The sequence below is a fragment of the Mycobacterium sp. 852002-50816_SCH5313054-b genome (assembly GCF_001667185.1).
In the GTDB taxonomy this organism is placed as follows: domain Bacteria; phylum Actinomycetota; class Actinomycetes; order Mycobacteriales; family Mycobacteriaceae; genus Mycobacterium.
On record NZ_LZIC01000002.1, the window covers coordinates 42,341 to 58,622 of the forward strand.

The following is a 16,282-nucleotide window of genomic DNA, read 5'->3' on the forward strand; positions in this document are numbered from 1 at the left end:
AAGATGACAGGGCCCCGACGGCGGGAGTTCGCGTCGAAGTAACGGGTGGTAACTCCGTCGTGCGGGATGCTGAAGGCTGTGAGCATCGCGACCGAGCAGCGCGAGGGGCAGGCGATTCACCTGTCGTTTTCGGGCCGCTTCGGGTTTGGGATCGACCAGTGGGCCTACCTGCCGTTCGAGGTGCCGTTGGGCGTGCAGCGGATCAGGGTTGCCACGTCGCATGACCGCTTCGCGGTGGGCGGACCGATCCGAAACGTGTTGGATCTGGGCATGTTTGGGCCGGCGGGCCACGACCTGGGCAATGCGGCGGGATTCCGCGGCTGGTCGGGCGGGGCGCGCGACGGCTTTGTGATCTCGGCCGGCCACGCCACTCCGGGTTACCTGGCGGGGCGTATCGAGCCGGGCCTGTGGGCGGTCGCCCTCGGCCCCGTGGTGCTGTGCCCCTGGGGAATGGCCTGGGAGGCGCGCGTCACCCTGGAACGGGGGCAGCCCGGTCCCGAAAGCGGACCCGCGATCGCACATCCGCGCCCGGCGGTGCGCGGCGCGGGCTGGTACCGCGGCGATCTTCACCTGCACACCGTGCACTCCGATGGCCAGCGCCATCCGGGCGAGCTGGTGGCGGCCGCGCACGACAGCGGGCTGGACTTCATCGTCTCCACCGACCACAACACCAACTCCGCCAATCGGGTGTGGCCGGCCTGCCGCACCGGCGGGTTGTTGGTGATCCCCGGCGAGGAGGTCACCACCAGGCACGGGCACTGGTTGGCCGTCGGCCTGCCTCCGGGTGGCTGGGTCGACTGGCGATACGCCCCGCGCGACGGGGTGTTCCCGCGCTGCGCCGGTGAGGTTCGTTCGGCCGGCGGCCTGGTGATCGCCGCGCATCCCGCCGCGCCGGTGCCGGGGTCGTTGTGGGAGTTCGGTTTTGAGCATGTCGACGGGCTCGAGGTGTGGAACGGCCGGTGGAACCTCGACGACGAAGTGTCGCTGCGCATGTGGCACCGGCTGCTGTGTGAGGGCCGGCGCGTCGCGGCGGTCGGCGGCAGCGATTCCCATGCCCGTCGGCAGCCGGTCGGCTCGCCGCAGACGGTCGTGTACGCGCGGGAGCTGTCGACACCGGCTTTGGTCGACGGGTTGCGCCGCGGCCGTTCGTACATCGCCCGATCACGCGGTGTCACAGTCGAACTCACCGCGTCCTGCGCGGGCCGGGGCGCCGGTCCCGGCGAGACGCTGCGGGTGCCGCCCGAAACGCCGGTTACCGTCACCGCGATGATCACCGGGGCCGCCGGGACGACCGCCGCCCTCGTCACCGCGGAGGGTTGCGTCGGCCGGGCGACCGTGCGCGGGCCGGCGCGGACGATGCTGCGCTGGGAAGTCGACGCCGCGTCCGCGCGCTTCGCGCGGCTGGAGATACGGGACGCGCCGCGGCGTCCGCTCGGCGCGATGGTCGCGCTGACGAATCCCGTGTGGCTTACCGGACAGCGATGATTGTCAAGCTTTCGTGAATACCCGTGAAATCAGCTTCATTGCGGGTGATGAGCGGCACGCCCAGGGTGACGGCGACCGCGGCAATGAGGAGGTCGAGTCGCCGCGGCTTCGGGTCTCGGCCGACGGCTCGAACTGTGGCGCACAGCGCTCCGTAGATCCGCGCGGCGCGCGTATCGAACGGAATCGGATCGAAGGTTCTGGTGATCCAGTGATAGCGCTGCTCGCGGGCGGCGTTGACGAGCGCATCGTCGGTATGCAGGCCGTATGACAGCTCCGCGAGCGTGATGGTGCTGACCGCTGCAGTGGCCGCGTGCGCTGCGACCCCGCTTGCCGGGTAGTCGATTACGACGGACGTATCGAGTAGAGCCCGCTCATAGAGTCGGGTCATGTGGCGCGCCACCTGTCGGCCTCGCGGTCGTCGACGGCCTTGTCGAGCGCTTCGAGCTCACGACTGAACCGAGCGGCGCCCCAACTGGGGAGTCGACTTGTGCCCGCGGCAATGTGGGCGACCGGAACAAAGCGCGGAGGTCGATCTGGTCCGGATTCGCTGTGCGGCACCAGGTCTGCGACGGGGATACCATTTCGGGTCACCGTAAAGCGCTCCCCTTGTTGCACGCGGCGCATGATCGCGCCGCTGTCGTTTCGCAGTTCGCGTTGGCTAAGCGGTGTCGCCATGACAGTAGCGTAGCACAACGGTGCTACACCATGTAGCACCCTGCTACGTCGATTCCTCACAGCGCTGCAGCAACGTTTCGATTCCCGGGCCTTTGGTTACCCCGAACGCGCAGGGGGCCACCTTTCCGACAGGCGGGATATTGGAGCTCCAAGGAACAGAGTCGCGCGCGGCCGCCGTAATCGTGGGCGGCCGCTACGAACTGCGTGGCCTCCTCGGCCGCGGGGCGATGGCCGAGGTCCGTGACGGCTGGGACTTGAAGCTGAGCCGCCCGGTCGCGATCAAGCTGCTCGATCCGGCGCTGACGGCCCGGCCGGAGAGCCGGCCGCGGTTCGAGGCGGAGGCGCGGGCGGCCGCGCAGCTGACCGGTCGGCACGTCGTCGTGGTTCACGACGTGGGCGAGCACGGCGGGTTGCCGTTCATCGTCATGGAGCGGCTGCCGGGGGTGTCGCTGGCCGACCACATCGCGCGCGGGCCGCTGCCGTGCGGGTTCGTGCAGGCGGTGCTTGGTGGCGTCCTGGACGCCCTGGCCGAGGCGCACAAAGTCGGCATCCTGCACCGCGACGTGAAGCCGGGCAACGTCTTGTTCACCGCTTCGGGCGAACCCAAGCTCGCCGATTTCGGCATCGCCAAGACGGCCGGCGCCGCCTACACCCGGACCGGTGAGGTCGTCGGCAGCATGGCCTATATGAGTCCCGAGCGGCTGACAGGCAAGCCGGCCACCGTGGCCGACGACCTCTATTCCGTCGGCGTGGTGGGTTACGAGGCGCTGTCCGGGCGGCGACCGTTCCCGCAGGAGGATTTGGGACCGCTGGCGCACGCGATCCTGCACGAGTCACCTCCGCCGCTTGCCGCGCTGCGCCCCGATCTGCCGCCGGGGCTCATCGACACGATCGAACGGGCGATGGCGCGCGACCCGGCACGGCGGTTCGACCAGGCCAACGCGATGGGGGCCGCGCTGGTCGGCGCGCCCGTCGTACCGGCTTCCGTCCGCCCGCGGACCCGGGTGATGACGGCGCCTGTCCCGGCATTTACGCCCGCGGCCGCCCGCCTGGAGCCGGACGTTCCCCGGCGCAAGCTGTGGGTGGCGGCGATCATCGCGCTATTCGTTCTCGCCTTAATGCTGTTCGTGCTTGACTCGTCGCTCTCGTCGTCGCCGCCGCCGACGCCGGCCAACATCACGACACCGTCCCCGACGCCGGCCACCACCCTGACCACAACGCCCAGCAGCATCGAGCAGCCACCGCCGCCGCCTCCGCCTCCGCCGAACCATCCGGGGCCCCCGGGCAAGAAACACAAAGGCGGCGGGGGCGACTGACTGGCCGGCTAGCTCCGCTTCGCCCCGGGGGTGAAGGTGACCGGCAGCTTGGCCAGACCGGTCATGCTCGGGTTGCCCAGGTATTGGTGGACGTTGTGGACGTCGACCTGGTAGTCGGGGATGCGGTCGAGCACCGCCTTGACCATCACCTCGGACATCAGCCGCGCCAGGTGTGAGCCGATGCAGCGGTGCGGCCCGAGCCCAAAGGCGAGGTGGCGGTTGGGTGTTCGGTCGAGGACGATTTCGTCGGGTTTTTCGAATTCCTTCTCGTCGTGGTTGGCGGAGAGCCAGCTGATGACGACTTTGTCGTTCTTTCGCAAGCGTTGGCCGTTGAGCTCGACGTCTTTCGTGACCGTGCGGCTCAGGGTTTGGTTGACCGAGAAGTAGCGCAGGAATTCGTCGGTGGCGGTGCGGTAGAGCTCCGGGTGGTCGATGAGTTGTTGGCGCAGCTCCGGGTGGGTGCCCAGGTGCAGCAGGGTGAGCGCGGTCTGCGAGGTGGTGGTGTCGACGCCGCCGCCGATGAGGTTCCAGAGGATGTTGAGCAGCTGTTCGTCGGTGAGGCGCTGGCCGTCGAATTCAAACTGGATGAGGAAGCTGGTCAGGTCGTCTTCCGGTTTGCCGCGCCGGGTGGCCGCGAACTCGATGACTTCTTCCATCATGGCCGGCACTTTGGCGATGGCATTGAGGTACTCGTCGCTGTCCTGCGGGACGGCCATGACGGAGTGGAAGAGGTTGGCGTAGAGGTGCCAGTTGCCGAGGGGCAGGCCCATCAGCTTCATGGTGAGGATGGCCGGGACCGGGCTGGCGTAGTCGAGCACGAGGTCCATCTGCCCGTCTTCGATGTGTTGGTCGAGGAACTCGTGGGCCTTGTGTTCCATGAACGGCTTGAGCTTCTGGACGGCGCCGGGGGAGAGGAACGGCGCCAGGGCGTGGCGTAGGGCGAGGTGGTAGGGGCCGTCGACCTCGCCGATGCCCAGCGCCGGCTGGCCTTCGGGCCGCGGGACGCCCATCTCGCCCTGGTAGTCGACGCCGTCTTCGGCGTCCGGTTCGTATTTGTGGGCGAAGGTGTCGCCGTCTCTTGCCGCTTGGCTCACCGCCGCGTAGCTGCTGAGGAACCAGAAGCCTTCGTAGTTGGTGTTCCAGGCGACCGGGCACTTGTGCCTCAGGTCGGCGATGATGGCGAGTTCGTTGAGGTTGAAGTCGTCGGAGTGGTGGTCGAAGTCGACCACGGCGTCGACGCTGACGTCGGGACGGGTTGCCATTTGAGAGTCCTCCACCGCGACGTTGAGCTCGGCTTTCTACACTATCTTTGCATTATTACGCGCTTGGTTCTGCCGAGAAAGGCCGCGATGAGTAGTCACCGGACGACGTTCAACCATGTCGGATTGTGTGTCTCCGATCGCGAGCGGTCGCGGCGGTTCTACGAGAATGTGCTCGGGTTTCAGTTCTGGTGGGAGCTTGATCCACCCGACGGCCCCACCGCCAAGCTTGTGCAGCTTCCCGAGCCGCTCGGGGTGCATGCGACCTACCTGGTGCGCGACGGGTTTGTGCTCGAACTCATGGACTACTTGAAGCGCCAAGTTCACACGGGGTCAGAACGCGTGATGGATCAGATTGGGCTGACGCACATCTCGTTTTCGGTGTCGGATCTTGCCGGCGCGTTGGAGAAGGTTGAGGAGTTCGGGGGAGCGGTGGTCGACGCGACGGTGACCGAGGCGATGGCGATGATCCGCGATCCGGATGGTCAGCTGCTGGAGTTGCTTTCGGATGGGTGGTTGTCGGCACTGCCGCCTCGGCCTTAAAGGGGTTCCTTCGCAGCGGTGGGAAGCTTGGCTGGCTGGGCAAGGAACTCATGGAGATTGGCCACCTCAACAATAAGCTTGTCGTCCGCCTTAATCGTCGGCACCCATTAATACGAAATATCGACAATACCCATGCCGGGCCTGCCCGTGTCGAGGGTTTTCGTCAGGCTCACCAGAGCGTTTCATGGCCATGGAAAAGGGAGGTTCTTTCCTCCTCCGGGGGTTATCTTGTTGTTGTGCGGCCGAGTCACGATGCCCTTGCTCCAGAGACTGTCTCACCAGTCGGGCAGTTGGCGTCGGTATTGAGCGCCTTCGCAGATCAACCGCACGAAATGCCCGGGTCGGCCAGCATGGGACGTTCAACATTGAAGGAGAGCGACATGGTTGACACCAGCACGTGGTGCGGGACGGCAGTCAAGTCGATCCTCAGCCTATGGCGGAACGAAAATTTCGCGCGACGCGCTTCGACGGATGAAAAGCTAGATTACCGGCCAACCGCAACGTTTCACGCCATCGTTGCGATGGGCGAATGTGGCGTTTGGGAGCCTGCCGCAAAGTTCAGGGACGGCGTGCTGACCACATCTTTCTTCGAAGTTTCTGACGTCAAGCGTCGCCCGTGTGCACATGATGTCCTCGCTGCTCTAGTACACGCCGACAATGTCTCCGAGAGCGCGACCACTTGGGCGGGAAAAAGAATTGACGAGTCGAGCCACACATTCGGGAAGCCGACGTTCCAGCCGTCGCTGGTGATCGGCGGCCTCTTCCACGCGCTAAGGGTTTTGCTCGCAGCCGAAGGACTCGAACCGCAGGCAAAAGCAGCCGCCGCGTCGCCACCCGGAATCACGCTCACACGGGAGGAACTCGCGGATCTAGTTTGCAAGGGCTTCGCCGAAGCCACCGATCGGCTCCTAAAACTTGCGCAACCTACGAGGCTAAGCGCCGTTGCGGATCGAAAAGACGCGAAGCTGGATCCAACAGACGCGAAGCAATGGGTTGTATCCGAGGCGGAGCTATCCGAACATGAAAAGGTTTCGACCAACCTTCTCCTCCACGCCGCAATCGCGCTTAGCGAGCGCAAGAGGATTCTCGATGGCGCCAAAAACTGGAGGCTCCCGCTGCCCCCCGACTCGGACCAAACCCGCGGCAGGCTGGACACTTTTCAGCGGAGCCTGACGGACTACTTCCGGCGACAGGTTGATCGCCTAATGGCGCGGAGCCACGTCCTATCCGACCCAGAGTACGACCCCACTTCACTGGCCTTCGCAGTTCGCGGGCTAACCCTCCTCGACGAACAAGCCCGCGGCACACCGTTGTTCCGCGCTTCGGTCCAGGCAGTGGTTGCAGGGCAGCACGCAGACGGCTGCTGGTCCGATGGCGTCTCAGTCACTTACCAGGACGATGGCAGCACGATTCAGCAGCCCAGCGTCGAGGTTGCATTGTGCTTGGCAGAGTCTGTTTTTCATCACGACCTGCTCGTCTATCACGACGCCGATAAAATCGAAGTGCTTAATCAGGCGCTCGAGGCGCTCGAAAAGACCGCGAGTTATTTAACCGCCTCGTACACGCCGTACACGACGAATGGTGACTTTTCCGGCTGGGTTAGCGATCGCACGCGCCACCCCGGTGTCGCCGAAACGTGGATCACCTCATTTGCTGCGCAGCTCTTCCACACGATGTACCTTGCCGAGCGTGCGCGCCGCCGCGCGGCGACACTCCATAAGTATGTTGTCCGCAACCCGAAGCGCGCGGCCAAGAAGGTCACTATCGACGTCGATGCTGGCGAGGAGACACAAGATGCTGGCAAGGCGAGTCTGTCATTCGAAGCTCAATTTTGGCGAAAAGAGGTAACCGAGCCTGACGTCGTACTAGAGCCAGTTAGCGAAGTACTCACGAAAGTGATAGAGCCGCTGGCAGGCCAGCGGCTGCGTGGCTTTCCGATCCTCCGCCCCAATAAGGACGGCGTCTCTTTCATAATTTACGGCCCTCCCGGCAGCGGGAAAACCTTCATGGTCGAAAAACTGGCGGAGGCGCTCGGCTGGCCATTGCTGGCGCTGAGCCCCGGCCACTTCATACGGCGCGGTTTGGAACTCATCGAATCGACAGCGGCCGAAATTTTCGGCGACCTGATGACCCTCGACCACACCGTCGTCTTCTTCGACGAATGCGACGAGTTGTTCCGTGAGCGTTCCGAACAGAGTGCGGAGGGACGTAACATCCTCTCCTTCGCCACAGCCTCGATGCTGCCGAAGCTCCAAGAGTTACACGACGCGCGACGCGTCATTTTCTTTCTCGGAACGAACTTTCTCAGCAACGTTGACATAGCGATAAGGCGCCCCGGTCGCTTCGACGGACGTTTGCTCTTCGATCGCCCCGATATCAAGGCGCGCAGCAATCTCCTTGGGCAAGGCTGGAAAAAGGAACCTGAGAAAGAAATGCCTGAACAGGACTTCAAGTGGGCCATCGATCAAACCACAGGATGGATGAGTAAAGATGTAAAGGACCTCGGAACCGCCCTAAGAGCTAAGCATGATTCGGCCCCCGCTCGTCCTGACCCACAGGCTAAGGCCGTCGTGCAAGCTCAACTTGACCCACACGCAGAGGCTGTCAAGAAAGTAGACGACTTAGTCGAGCGGGCCCAAGCGACAGTCGATGACTACCTGGATTGGTGCGTGCGGGCAGGGAAGGCAGAGCTTGAAGCGGCCGGGCTGGAAGGAACTGAGAAGCTTTTCAAAGTGTTTGCCCGGTGGCGAGCATTGCCCGACTTCGACCAGGAATTCAGGCGGCGCTATAAGAAATACGGTCCGGACGCGCAAGCCGAAGCAGATGCATTCCTCGCTAACCTCAGAAAACGTATGAGCGAAAAACAGCAGCGCGGGGAAAGCTCATGACCGCCACGCGCCGTGCATGCCAGGTGCGACGCGTCGGAATCGAAGGCTTTGCCGTGTCGGGAGTCTGTGAGCGTTGCGGCTGCTCGCTATGCGCCGAGTTGAACGGTATGCAGCCGCCATTGCACACGCTCCTCGGCGTTTCCACACCGGCCTCACGTGTCCTCGTCGAATCCGACAACTGGGTCGTGGTGCCCACGCTCGGCTCGCTCGTGCCAGGCCATATCATGCTCGTCCCTCGCGGCCATTTCTATTCAGCCCTCGCTTGCCCTGAACCATTGCTGCGCGAGTGCGATGCCATGGTCGATAGATGCGCCATACGATTGCGCGACCTGTACGGCCAGCAGGTTGTGATGTTTGAGCACGGCGCCGAACCCGGCACGCCGGGTAGGTGCGGCGCGTGCATCGAACATGCGCATCTGCACCTTCTGCCGGGGCCGCGCCGTTTCGTCCGTTCCGTCACGTCCACGGGGCATGGGTGGATTTCTGCCCGAACGCTCCTTGACCTCCGCGCAGAATTAGGAGCCTCCGCCTACCTGCTCGCTGGCGAGCTGCTCCCTGGCCGCACGATATTCGCGCGCAGGCCGGACGCGGAGGTACCTTCACAGTTCCTTCGAAAAGTCTTCGCCGCCGAAGTCGGCAACACTCAGACTTGGGACTGGCGCAAATTTCCGCGTGCTGAGGGTCTCCTACAAACGATGCGAGACTGGACGGCGGGTGCCACGGATTCCCCGAATTCCAACACTGTTGTTTCATGAGTCTGACGCCGGTGGACGTACGTTAGCCTGCTTGTCATAACGTGGCGTCGTCTGGCTAATCAATCCAGCGTCCCGGAGCCCGTAGATGACGCCGCGGAACGCCGGTGCACTACACGCTCCCTTGGCGTAGTTGGACTCATCAACCGGCGATATCCACCGTTCTTCCGCGTCCTCGCAAGATCTTGATGAGCCGAGGGCCCTGGATCATGCGGTACAGGACGGCGAGCTCCGTATAGGGTCCGCTACCGCGCTCCGTAGTCGGGTTCGCGTTCTGTTTGACTGTTATAAAGGGTTCGAACCGTTCGCAGTGAAGCGCGATGATTGTTCGTCCCATGCGACGAAAGACCGCCACGTCGTAGATTCCCAGCCGGACGCCGACGGCAAGCCTTTCAAGGCCGTTTAAAATATCGTGGACTTCATCGCTAAGCCTCCTGCGCTCTGCCTCCTCCAACACGGTGTTGTGTTTGTCTCGTAGCTCGTCGCCGGCATCGCCGGCGAGTGCCTTCGCCTGGTCTTGTGTGAATTGTCCCTCGCCAAGAACTCTGAGCACGTCGCGACGCGCTTCGCGGGTGTCGTCCGACCACTTAACCCAGGCTTCCAGTGTGTCTTTCCTCTTAACCCTGTCCGCAGCTCTGTAGGCGCTCAAGGCAGTAACGACGAGCGCTCCGCCTGCAGCTACCGCAACCGCAGCCGGAAAAATCGTCTGTCTTGTCAGGTCGGCAAAGTCAGCTATCCAATAAGTAAACATCCTGTAGATGTCCTAGCATCTACCAAGCCGATTCGGGGGTGAACCAAACAAATCTTCTTTGTCGATCGGATAGCCAGAGCTACATCTGTTAGCCAGACCGTTCAGTTCGGCCATCGCGGCCTGCGGCGGTTAGGCGGCGCTGTCGACGCCCGCTCGCCCTCCTCCATGCCGCCGGTGTGGGGGACCCAGTGACCAGCATTGGCTTGTAGCCCTCCTTAATGCTGGTACATCGCTTGCCGGAGCAGCTTATGGGCGACCGCAGCTGCGATTGCGGGATTCAAGTCGTTCAATTGCGCCCACGTCGCCGGATCCGTGGGGCGATCGCCCAGCTCAGGGGGTCATAAATGAGCGGCTTCCAAACATGCCGATGGTACGACGACGCCAGCGGCACGATCGACCGAAGTGCAATCAGCCGGAAAAGCCGCTGCACGTGCGTCTTGTTGTCTTAGTTCCACATCTCATTGCACCAGAACGGCGTGAAGCAGCCTCGTCGACCGCAAATCCCGCAAGATTTTGAGCACTCATCGCTACCTGCGACGAACCTTGTCCTAATCAGATCGCGACGTCAAAGCGCGCAGGTTTGCATCCCAGAAGGTGCCGGGACGAGCTCCACCGTGAGCCGCGGTTTCGAGCGACTCTCGTTCTAGCTCGAATATCTGCCTTTGTCATGCCGATCGAAGACGCGATAGTCGTCGAGCTATATCGTCCCACGGCAAGTCACAAGTGAGATGGCTCCAAGAGAATCGCAATGCACCACTGATTTGCTGTTCAGGGAGTTCGGCAGCAAGGAGAACATGGCTAGGTTCGTAGCTCTGAGAGGTGCACGCTGAACCATTGGAGACGGCTACAACATCTTTGAGAGCTACGATCGCCGCCTCAGCATCGACACCGGGTACTGCGAAGTTCAGGGTGTTGGGGACCGTGCGGCCCTCATCGCCGTTGAGCGCAATCCCCAGGGGGGCAAGCGCGGCAAGCGCACTGCGCCTAATTGCGGCGGCTCGTTCTGCACGCGAAGCACACTCCTTGAGTGCGAGCTCTGACGCCAGCCCGAGACCAGCAATCAGCGCGACGGGCAGCGTACCAGGCCGAAGCCCGCGCTCCTGTCCACCGCCGAACATGAGTGGCTGTAACGGGATTCGTTTAAATCCCCTGCGTTTGGCGACCAATGCTCCGATTCCCTTGGGCGCAAAGACCTTGTGGCCCGACACGCTCAGCATGTCAATCCGCGGTGACCGGAGAGGTTCAATGAGCTTTCCGAAGGCTTGGGCCGCGTCGACATGTAAGTAGGCGTCATGTCCTTCGAGCGCCGCTGCGATTTCAGGGATCGGTTGAATAACGCCTGTCTCGTTGTTGGAGCCCATCACCGAAACCAGGAGGGTGTTCGGTCGCACTGCATTGGCGATGGCGGTCGGATCTACCCAACCGCCCCGGGTTGGCGGTACCAAGGTGACTTCAAAGCCGCGGTCGGCGAGCACGGCAAGGGGTTCGAGGACAGCTTTGTGCTCGATCTGGGTCGAGACGACGTGCCGTCGACCGGACTTGGCTCCCGACGGCGCCAACCCGAGGATCACCAGGTTGTTGCTCTCGGTTGCGCCGCTGGTAAATGTTACTTCGTCAGGCTGTGCGTTGACGACGCCCGCGACCTGCTCGCGGGCACGGGCCACCCGTTCTTTGGCGATCTGCCCGTAGGTGTGCGTACGACTACCTGAATTCCCAAACTCGTGGACCATATAGGTCATGACCTCGGCGGATACGCGCGGGTCCACGGGCGTTGTGGCGTTGAAATCGAGGTACGCGGGGCGGCGATCAACCGCATCATCGCGAAAAATGTCGGACGGCGCGCCTACGTTCATGGGCAACACCGTACGCGTAGGTTCGGACACATGTTCGGAGGATCGCCGCCGCGTGTACGGATTGCATTATCCGAACAATTACAGTAGGAGGATGTGGGGTGACGCAAAGCCATATCGCCCAGCAGCAACCATCCGCATCGCCTGGTCGTGCCCGCACCGGCGCGTTCGAGTACGTGTTCCCCGCGATCCGCGGCGTTCAAGCCGGCCGCGAATACTACGTGACGATGTGCCCTCTGCGGCTTATCCCTCGGATGTTCTTATTCGACGAGGAGGAACTGACTCCTGAGCTGCGTGCGCAGCGCACGTTGAACAAGGGACGGGTGCCCGAGATCGCTCGGTACATCGTTGAAAACAGCGACAACTATGTCTTCTCTGCTCTGACCGCTTCCGTGGATGCCGACGTGCGCTTCGAACCGATCGCGGCCGACGGACCAAGTGAGCGTGTAGGTACGTTGACCATCCCGATGTCTGCCCGATTCGTGATCAACGATGGCCAACATCGGCGCGCGGCGATCCAGCAGGCGTTAGCCGAGAATCCCGCCTTGGGCGACGAGAGCATCGCGATTGTCATGTTCCTCGATGTCGGCTTGGAACGCTGCCAGCAGATGTTCGCCGACCTCAACCGCCACGCCGTGCGTCCCGCAAAGTCCATTGGTGTGCTGTATGACCATCGTGACGAAATATCCGCGTTGACAAGACTTGTCGTCATGCGCTCGTCGTTCCTGCGTGATCTCACCGAAATGGAGACGTCGAACTTGGCGCAGCGTTCGCGGAAGCTCTTTACGCTCTCGGCGCTCTATACCGCCACCAAAGCGTTGCTCGACGGAATCGAGGAAGGCAATTTCGAGCGTCAAGTGGATCTAGCCGCAAAGTACTGGGAGACGGTGGCCGATCAGTTCCCGGAATGGGAGCAGGTGTTCAACCGCGAGATCACTGCTGGCGAAGTGCGTCAGGACTTCATCCACACGCACGGTGTCGTCCTTCATGCATTAGGCAAAGTCGGCAACAGTCTCCTGGCCCAAAGTCGGGGAGTTCGGTCATGGTCGACTGCAGTCAAGAAGCTGCGCGAACTGGACTGGCACCGGTCAAGCAGCACCTGGGAGGGTCGAGCCGTTATCGGTGGGCGTGTATCGAAGAGCGCCGCGAACGTACTCCTCACCGCGGCGGCGATGCGCGCTGCGATGGGGCTGCCATTGCCGCCGGACGAACAGCGGGCGGAAGACGCATTCCAAGGAGGGAACAAGTGAAGCGCAGTCTACCAATCCAGCCGAAGCGGCGATCAGCGTTCGATGAACTGGGATTCGCGGCGACCGTCGATGCGGTGGTGAGCAAGACGCAGGAACTCTATGTGGCTGACGACGTGCCATGGGTCGTCGGTTACTCAGGCGGCAAGGACTCGACTGCCGTATTGCAGATAGTATGGATTGCCCTCCAAGGACTTCCAGAAAAGAGGCGCCACAAACCGGTGCACGTGATCAGCACCGACACTTTGGTCGAGAACCCCGTCGTCGCCGCGTGGGTGACGCACTCATTGGAGGTGATGGAGGGGGCAGCGCGCGACGGCGGACTACCCATTGCGCCCCATCGATTGACACCGGCTGTGGCAGACACATTCTGGGTCAACTTAATTGGCCGCGGCTACCCGGCGCCTCGGCCCAAGTTTCGGTGGTGCACAGAGAGGCTGAAGATCAAGCCGTCCAACTCGTTCATCCGTGACATGGTCAAAGCCCACGGTGAAGCCATTTTGGTGCTCGGCACACGGAAGGCCGAGAGTTCGGGTCGGTCTCACCGCATGACCGAACTGGAAGCACGCCGGGTGCGTGATCTCCTGAGCCCTAACAATTCGCTCCCGAACTGTCTCGTCTATTCGCCGATCGAAGACTGGTCCAACGATGACGTTTGGACCTTCCTCATGCAGGAGACCAATCCTTGGGGCTACTCGAACAAAGAGCTGCTGACGATGTACCAGGGCGCCTCGCCTGACGGGGAATGTCCTCTGGTGGTCGATTCCACCACACCGAGTTGCGGCGACAGCAGGTTCGGCTGCTGGACCTGCACCCTTGTCGACAAGGACAAGTCGATGTCGGCGATGATCCAGAACGATGAGGAGAAAGAGTGGATGCTGCCTTTGCTTGATCTTCGGAACGCACTCGACATCGCGGACGACCGGCATCTGCGCGATTTCCGCCGGATGAATGGCTCGGTCCAGCTGTTCCACGACAAGCCGATTCCCGGTCCCTACACCCAAACATCACGCGAGGACTGGCTGCGTAGACTGCTTGAGGCGCAGGCGTTTATCCGTGAGGAGGGGCCCGGCTATGTCCGGTCGCTTGAGCTGATCACGCAGGCCGAGTTGGAGGAGATCCGCCGCATTTGGGTGGTGGAGAAGCATGAGTTTGAGGACCACCTTCCGTCTATCTTTGAACAGGCGATGGGTACGCCCTACCCCGGAGGTCCGCTCGACGAGCACCTACCACTGGGGCCAGAGCTGATCGAGACGTTGCGTGAAGTCACCGGCGGTGATCGTCTGCACTTCGAACTCGTCCGCGAACTTCTGGACATCGAGCAGCGATATCGCTCTCAGGGCCGCCGCGCCGGATTGTTCAACTCCCTTGAACGGGCGATCCGACGAAATTTCTACAATGACGAGACGGACGCCACCCTGCGGGCGCAGCGGCGCAAGGCTGCCAAAGAGCGAACGGACGAGTCAGCGGAGCAACCAGATCCGCTCGACATCGCAGATGGCTACGTGCGACAGACGGCGGGGGAGGAGATCGTCCAGTGATTCTCGACTCGCTCGTTTTGGAGAACGTAGGCACATTTCGCGGCAGGAATGAAATCCGGCTCACGCCAACATCTTCGAGTAAGCCGGTGGTCTTGATTGGCGGCCTAAATGGTGCCGGCAAGACGACGATCCTCGAATCGATCCACCTGGCTCTCTACGGGGCGCTATCGCAGGGTAGTGACCGGCGAACCGGTAGCTACGACAGCTATCTCAGGAGCCTTATTCATCACGGTGTACCCACCTCCGAAGGAGCTGCCGTTGAGCTGACCTTCCACGTCTTTCAGCAGGGGTTGAAGCATTCCTATCGGGTCAGGCGACGGTGGCAGGGTGGCGGCGCGGCCCTACGCGAGTTCGTTATGGTTTGGGTCGACGGCAAGCATGACGACGCTCTCGCCTCAGCGTGGAGCGAGCATGTCGAGACCTTCCTTCCGCGCGGCATCGCTGGCCTTTTCTTCTTTGACGGAGAACAGATCGAAGCCCTCGCAGACTTAGAGCAGTCGCAGCACGTCCTCAAGTCCGCGCTCGCCGCTCTCCTCGGGCTTGATCTGATCGACCGCCTGTCGACTGACCTCGCGGTACTGCGTCGTCGCCATCGTGGCTCCGACGTGCCGCAGGAACTGCGCGAACTCGTGGAAGCAAACCGGACTGCCGTCACGTACGCACGGCAGAACGAAGAGATGGCTGCCACGCAGGTCGCAACGGCCAAGGTCGATGCGGAACGCGCCGACAAGCGCCTGAGCGAGGTGACCGAGCATTACCGCGCTGCTGGTGGAGGTCTCCTCGAACAACGCGAAGCCGCAGAAACCCGCCTCATGTTGGTGCGCCAGCAGATCACCGACGTTGAGGAGGACTTGCGGGCGGAGGCGGCCGAAGCGGCACCCTTCCTCCTGACTGCGGAGCTGCTCGGATCCCTCGCGAATCAGGCTGCGCTGGAACGAGATGCGCGTCGCGACACCCTCGTGCTCGATGTCGTTGCTGGACGCGACCGCGAGTTGCTGGATCAGATGCGTAAGGCGAAGGTACCCGTGGCAGCGCTCACCGCCGTCGAGGCATTTATGTCCACCGATGTTTCTGAGCGGCAAGAGGCATCAGCGCGCGTGCCGATGGTCAGTGGACTGCGTGACGGCCGCGATGCCGAAGCATTGCACTCGAGCATCCTGCCCTCGGTGCGCAAGCGCCTAGCATCGCTCGTAGAACGACAAACTGCGCTTGCCGCGGAGTTAGAGCAGGCCGAGCGGACCCTCGTCGCCATTCCCGACCCGGAAGCGCTGGCATCGCTCAAGCAGGAACTCGATGAGGCATCGCAGGCTGCGGTGCGTTGTCATGCCCTCCTCGTCCAGGGCGAAGACCGACTGGAGGCATCCCGGCAAGATCGTGCCCGCGCCGACACTGCCTATGAGGCCGCAATGGACAAGGCGGCGCAGGCCACGCTCGACGCTGACGATGATCGCCGACTGGTGGAGCACGCCGTTCGGGCGCGACAAACCTTGGAGACGTTGAAAGCCAAAGCTGCCGAGCGTCACGTCGGTCAGATCTCGCGCCTGGTGCTTGAAGCGCTCAACCGGCTCCTACGAAAGGATCGCTTGGTCACCGACGTACAGATTGATCCCGCGTCCCACACGGTGGAATTGATCGGCGCGGACGGTCATGCCCTCGCGGCGACCGAGTTGTCGGCAGGCGAGCGCCAATTGCTCGCGGTGGCGTTACTGTGGGGGCTCGCTCAAGCTGCTGGGCAACCGTTGCCGATGGTCATCGATACCCCGCTCGGACGGCTCGACGGTTCTCACCGCAGTCGACTCATCGAACGGTACTTCCCTCATGCAGCACACCAGGTGGTATTGCTCTCGACGGATACCGAGGTCGACGAAGCGGCATTGAAGTCTTTGCGGCGGTTCATTGGGCGGATGTACCGACTGGAATTCGACGGGGCGGTCAACGCCACCTCGGTCCAGCCAGGCTACTTTTGGGAGTGAGC

The 16,282-nt window shown here is 62.6% G+C and carries 13 protein-coding genes; 8 read left to right on the forward strand and 5 right to left on the reverse strand.

The genetic code is table 11. The features are described from left to right. Positions 1 to 78 precede the first annotated feature (78 nt). Entirely contained in the window at positions 79 to 1,485 is a 1,407-nt protein-coding gene (locus A5787_RS00260) for a CehA/McbA family metallohydrolase (RefSeq protein WP_156763691.1), read from the forward strand. On the opposite strand, the gene A5787_RS00265 is transcribed toward A5787_RS00260, so the two are convergent. Both A5787_RS00265 and A5787_RS26300 read right to left on the reverse strand, forming a co-directional pair. After that, the gene (locus A5787_RS00265; RefSeq protein ID WP_066959844.1) at positions 1,469 to 1,873 is read right to left on the reverse strand and encodes a PIN domain-containing protein; all 405 of its coding nucleotides are present in this window, start codon (positions 1,871 to 1,873) and stop codon (positions 1,469 to 1,471) included. The two genes, A5787_RS00260 and A5787_RS00265, sit on opposite strands and share 17 nt — an antisense overlap. Further along, a complete protein-coding gene (locus A5787_RS26300) occupies positions 1,870 to 2,160 on the reverse strand; it encodes a type II toxin-antitoxin system Phd/YefM family antitoxin (RefSeq protein ID WP_082976989.1) in 291 nt (96 codons plus the stop codon). Before A5787_RS26300 ends, A5787_RS00265 begins: the two co-directional genes overlap by 4 nt. Positions 2,161 to 2,300: 140 nt before the next feature. On the opposite strand from A5787_RS26300, the gene A5787_RS00270 reads away from it, so the two are divergent. Continuing rightward, a complete protein-coding gene (locus A5787_RS00270; protein ID WP_231993734.1) occupies positions 2,301 to 3,476 on the forward strand; it encodes a serine/threonine-protein kinase in 1,176 nt (391 codons plus the stop codon). An 8-nt stretch (positions 3,477 to 3,484) separates the two neighbouring features. Here A5787_RS00270 and A5787_RS00275 read toward each other — a convergent pair whose 3' ends face one another. Then, positions 3,485 to 4,738, reverse strand: a complete 1,254-nt coding sequence (locus A5787_RS00275; RefSeq protein WP_066959847.1) for a cytochrome P450 — start codon at positions 4,736 to 4,738, stop codon at positions 3,485 to 3,487. 87 nt (positions 4,739 to 4,825) lie between these two features. On the opposite strand from A5787_RS00275, the gene A5787_RS00280 reads away from it, so the two are divergent. From A5787_RS00280 to A5787_RS27130, 3 genes are all read left to right on the forward strand, one after another. Beyond that, positions 4,826 to 5,278, forward strand: coding sequence for a VOC family protein (locus A5787_RS00280; protein WP_066959912.1), 453 nt, complete (start codon positions 4,826 to 4,828; stop codon positions 5,276 to 5,278). Between the two features lie 380 nt (positions 5,279 to 5,658). Then, on the forward strand, positions 5,659 to 8,166 hold the full coding sequence (locus A5787_RS00285; RefSeq protein ID WP_197506921.1) for an AAA family ATPase: 2,508 nt from the start codon (positions 5,659 to 5,661) through the stop codon (positions 8,164 to 8,166). Continuing rightward, the gene (locus A5787_RS27130; protein ID WP_156763692.1) at positions 8,163 to 8,921 is read left to right on the forward strand and encodes an HIT family protein; all 759 of its coding nucleotides are present in this window, start codon (positions 8,163 to 8,165) and stop codon (positions 8,919 to 8,921) included. Before A5787_RS00285 ends, A5787_RS27130 begins: the two co-directional genes overlap by 4 nt. A gap of 139 nt (positions 8,922 to 9,060) precedes the next feature. Here A5787_RS27130 and A5787_RS00290 read toward each other — a convergent pair whose 3' ends face one another. Beyond that, positions 9,061 to 9,669, reverse strand: a complete 609-nt coding sequence (locus A5787_RS00290) for a DUF4760 domain-containing protein (protein ID WP_066959853.1) — start codon at positions 9,667 to 9,669, stop codon at positions 9,061 to 9,063. 665 nt (positions 9,670 to 10,334) lie between these two features. Continuing rightward, positions 10,335 to 11,522 (reverse strand): cysteine desulfurase DndA, encoded by a 1,188-nt coding sequence (gene dndA, locus A5787_RS26305; protein WP_082976991.1) that lies wholly within the window; start codon positions 11,520 to 11,522, stop codon positions 10,335 to 10,337. Positions 11,523 to 11,620: 98 nt separating this feature from the next. On the opposite strand from dndA, the gene dndB reads away from it, so the two are divergent. From dndB to dndD, 3 genes are read left to right on the forward strand one after another with little or no spacing between them, the layout of a single operon-like run. After that, positions 11,621 to 12,769: a DNA sulfur modification protein DndB gene (gene dndB / locus A5787_RS00300; RefSeq protein WP_082976986.1), complete on the forward strand. Its 1,149-nt coding sequence runs from the start codon at positions 11,621 to 11,623 to the stop codon at positions 12,767 to 12,769. Further along, complete coding sequence (gene dndC, locus A5787_RS00305; protein ID WP_066959859.1) at positions 12,766 to 14,307, forward strand: DNA phosphorothioation system sulfurtransferase DndC; 1,542 nt, start codon at positions 12,766 to 12,768, stop codon at positions 14,305 to 14,307. Before dndB ends, dndC begins: the two co-directional genes overlap by 4 nt. After that, complete coding sequence (gene dndD / locus A5787_RS00310) at positions 14,304 to 16,280, forward strand: DNA sulfur modification protein DndD (protein WP_066959861.1); 1,977 nt, start codon at positions 14,304 to 14,306, stop codon at positions 16,278 to 16,280. The genes dndC and dndD overlap by 4 nt, the downstream gene beginning before the upstream one ends. Positions 16,281 to 16,282: the final 2 nt, after the last annotated feature.

Excerpts from the sequence above, each read along its gene's own strand:
- A5787_RS00290 (WP_066959853.1), bottom strand. The coding sequence starts at position 9,669 with ATGTTTACTTATTGGATAGCTGACTTTGCCGACCTGACAAGACAGACG.
- dndA (WP_082976991.1), bottom strand. The coding sequence starts at position 11,522 with ATGAACGTAGGCGCGCCGTCCGACATTTTTCGCGATGATGCGGTTGAT.
- A5787_RS00265 (WP_066959844.1), bottom strand. The coding sequence starts at position 1,873 with ATGACCCGACTCTATGAGCGGGCTCTACTCGATACGTCCGTCGTAATC.
- A5787_RS26300 (WP_082976989.1), bottom strand. The coding sequence starts at position 2,160 with ATGGCGACACCGCTTAGCCAACGCGAACTGCGAAACGACAGCGGCGCG.
- A5787_RS00275 (WP_066959847.1), bottom strand. The coding sequence starts at position 4,738 with ATGGCAACCCGTCCCGACGTCAGCGTCGACGCCGTGGTCGACTTCGAC.
- A5787_RS00285 (WP_197506921.1), top strand. The coding sequence starts at position 5,659 with ATGGTTGACACCAGCACGTGGTGCGGGACGGCAGTCAAGTCGATCCTC.
- A5787_RS27130 (WP_156763692.1), top strand. The coding sequence starts at position 8,163 with ATGACCGCCACGCGCCGTGCATGCCAGGTGCGACGCGTCGGAATCGAA.
- A5787_RS00280 (WP_066959912.1), top strand. The coding sequence starts at position 4,826 with ATGAGTAGTCACCGGACGACGTTCAACCATGTCGGATTGTGTGTCTCC.